This is a genomic window from Streptomyces antioxidans (assembly GCF_000968685.2).
GTDB classification, from domain to species: Bacteria; Actinomycetota; Actinomycetes; order Streptomycetales; family Streptomycetaceae; genus Streptomyces; species Streptomyces antioxidans.
The window spans coordinates 1-3,113 of record NZ_LAKD02000021.1; the positions used below are offsets into that span (position 1 = coordinate 1).

Genomic DNA, 3,113 nt, shown 5'->3' on the forward strand with positions numbered 1-3,113 from the left:
CCGACACCACCCACGGCACCACCCCAGACGACACCACAGGCACCACACCCCCACCAACAGACTCCTCCGCCGGCGCCTCCTCGATAACGACGTGCGCATTGGTCCCCGACACACCAAAGGAAGACACACCAGCCCTACGAGCCCGCTCCCCACGCGGCCACGCCACGGGCTCGGTCAACAACTCCACCGCACCCGCATCCCAATCCACATGCGAAGACGGCTGATCCACATGCAACGTACGCGGCAGCACCTCACGATTCAGGGCCATGACCATCTTGATCACACCACCCACACCAGCAGCCGCCTGCGTATGACCGATGTTCGACTTCAACGACCCCAACCACAACGGCCGACCAATTCCACGACCCTGACCGTAGGTAGCCAGCAGCGCGTGTGCCTCGATCGGGTCACCGAGCTTCGTGCCGGTGCCGTGGCCCTCGACGGCGTCCACGTCCGCCGCCGACAACCGCGCACTAGCGAGCGCCTGCCGAATCACCCGCTCCTGCGACGGACCATTCGGCGCCGTCAACCCATTCGACGCACCATCCTGATTCACCGCCGAACCACGCACCACCGCCAACACCCGATGCCCCCGCGCCCGAGCATCCGACAACCGCTCCAACAACAACACACCCACACCCTCACCCCAACCCGTGCCATCCGCCCCCTCGGCAAACGCCTTGCAGCGGCCATCGGCCGCCAGGCCACGCTGTTGGGAGAACTCCACGAATGCGATGGGCGTGGACATCACTGTCGCCCCACCAGCCAGGGCCATCGAGCACTCACCACTGCGCAGCGCCGCACTCGCCTGGTGCAGGGCCACCAGAGACGACGAACACGCCGTATCCACCGTCACCGCCGGACCCTCGAGGCCGAACACATAGGCAAGGCGGCCGGACATGGCGCTGGCCGTGTTACCCGTCAGAAGATACCCATCACCGTCTTCGGTGTCGTCCTGGAACCGCGAAAGGTAATCCTGACCATTGGCTCCGATAAATACCCCGACTGGTGATTCGCTCAACTCGGAAGGGTTTATCCCGGCGGCCTCTATGGCCTCCCAGGACGTCTCCAGCAGCAGCCGCTGCTGCGGATCCATCGCCAGCGCCTCACGCGGAGAAATACCGAAGAACTCGGCATCGAAATCCGCCGCATCATGCAGGAACCCGCCGCTTACAGCATAGGTCTTCCCAGGCCGACCCGGATCCGGATCGTACAGATTCTCCAGCCCCCACCCACGGTCGGCAGGGAACTCGGAGAGCGCGTCTACGCTGTTGGCCAGCAGAGTCCAGAGCTCATCCGGCGACGCGGCATTCCCTGGATACCGGCAGGCCATGCCGACGATGGCAATCGGTTCGTGTGCACGGTCTTCCAACTCACGCAGACGCCCGCGGGCATCGCGAAGGTCGGCCGTAGCACGCCGCAGATAATCGAGAGTCTTCTCGTCAACCGACATAGTTCTATCCCGCCTTCCTTTACGCCCGGAGATTCTTAACGTTCCAGCTCGCCATCGAGAATGCTGAATAGTTCATCAGCCGATGCAGTTCCGAGGTCTTCGGTATCCGACCCGGAATTCCTGCCCCACTTAGTGAGGAGTCCGCGTAGACGCGTGGAAACGACGGCCGCCCCGGCATCGGCCCAATCAATGTCGGCAAGGGCCGCTTCCAATTTGTCGATCTCGCTCATGATGTCCTGCGCGGTGGTCTGCGGAGCCCCGTCGATCTGCTTGAGCAGAACGTCGGCAATGGCCGCTGGAGTCGGATGGTCGAAGACCAGAGTGGTCGGCAGACGTAGTCCGGTGATGTTGCTGAGCTGGTTTCGGAGCTCGACCGCGGTGAGGGAGTCGAAGCCCAACTCCTTGAGCGCTCGCCTCTCCTCGATGCCGTACGGATCGGTTCGTCCCAGCACCGTGGCGACGTGGGTGCGGACCAGATCCAGCACTAGCCGCTCCCGCTCTTCCGGAGCGACCATGGCGACCCGGTCGCGCCACTCGGTACCCGGGCCGCTGCCATTCCCGGCCGCTGCCTTCCGGATCGGCCCACGCACCAACTGACGAAGCACCGACGGTACGGGCATCGACCGGCCCCCGAAGGCCTTGAGGTCCAACCGCACCGGCAGCAGCGCAGCACGTTCCGCGTGGATCGACCGATCAAACAGCGCCAAGGCATCCTCAGTGGCCATCGGAATGATCCCCAACCGGTCCATTCGGGCGAGGTCTGTCTCGTTGAGGTTCTGGGTGATTCCGCTGGCCTGTGCCCACAGGCCCCAGGCGAGGGAGAGTGCGGGCAGGCCGTGGGCGTGGCGGTGCTGGGCCAGGGCATCGAGGAAGGCGTTGGCCGCCGCGTAACTCCCCTGCCCACCAGCCCCCAGAGTGGCCGCGACGGAGGAGTACAGCACGAACGCCTCCAGGCCCATATCCCGAGTCAGCTCATGCAAATGCCACGCCGCATCCACCTTCGGCGCCAACACCCGCTCTACCCGCTCATCACTCAGCCCTTCGACCACACCGTCATCCACCACCCCCGCGGTATGCACCACACCCCTGAGCGGCACCTCCGCCGGAACACCAGCCAACAACTCACGCACCGCATCACGATCGGCCACATCACACGCGGCCACCGTGACCGACGCCCCGGCCGCCTCCAGATCGGCTACCAGCTCCGCAGCCCCCGGCGCATCCGGACCCCTACGGCTAGCCAGCAGCAGATGCTCCACCCCATGCTCAGCCACCAGATGCCGGGCCACCACACCCGCCAACACACCCGACGCCCCCGTCACCAACACCGTCCCACCAGACACCAACCGCACAGACGCCTCGGAGACCGCCGCGGACTTGACCACGCGAGACAAACGCGGAACCAGGACCGTGCCACCCCGGACCGCCAACTGAGACTCCTCACCCGCGACCAACACCCGCACCGCCGCGTCCGCCGCAGCCGGGCTGATCTCACTGCCGCACTCCAGGTCGTGGTCGGGGTCGTGGTCCAGGAGGAGGAACCGGCCGGGATTCTCAGTCTGCACCGACCGCAACAACCCCCACACCGGAGCCTGCACCAGACCCGCCACATCCTCATCTGCCTCAGCGGCAACCGCACCACAAGTGACCACCACCAGAC

At 65.4% G+C, this 3,113-nt stretch carries 2 protein-coding genes; both read right to left on the reverse strand.

All coding sequences use genetic code 11. The annotated features are described in order from the left end of the window. Nucleotides 1-1,453, reverse strand: a 1,453-nt coding sequence (locus tag VT50_RS09580; protein WP_206269382.1) for a type I polyketide synthase, incomplete at its 3' end; no start/stop codon positions are given. Nucleotides 1,454-1,488: 35 nt separating this feature from the next. Continuing rightward, nucleotides 1,489-3,113: type I polyketide synthase (locus VT50_RS09585; protein ID WP_143645200.1), on the reverse strand; the 1,625-nt coding region annotated here is incomplete at its 5' end.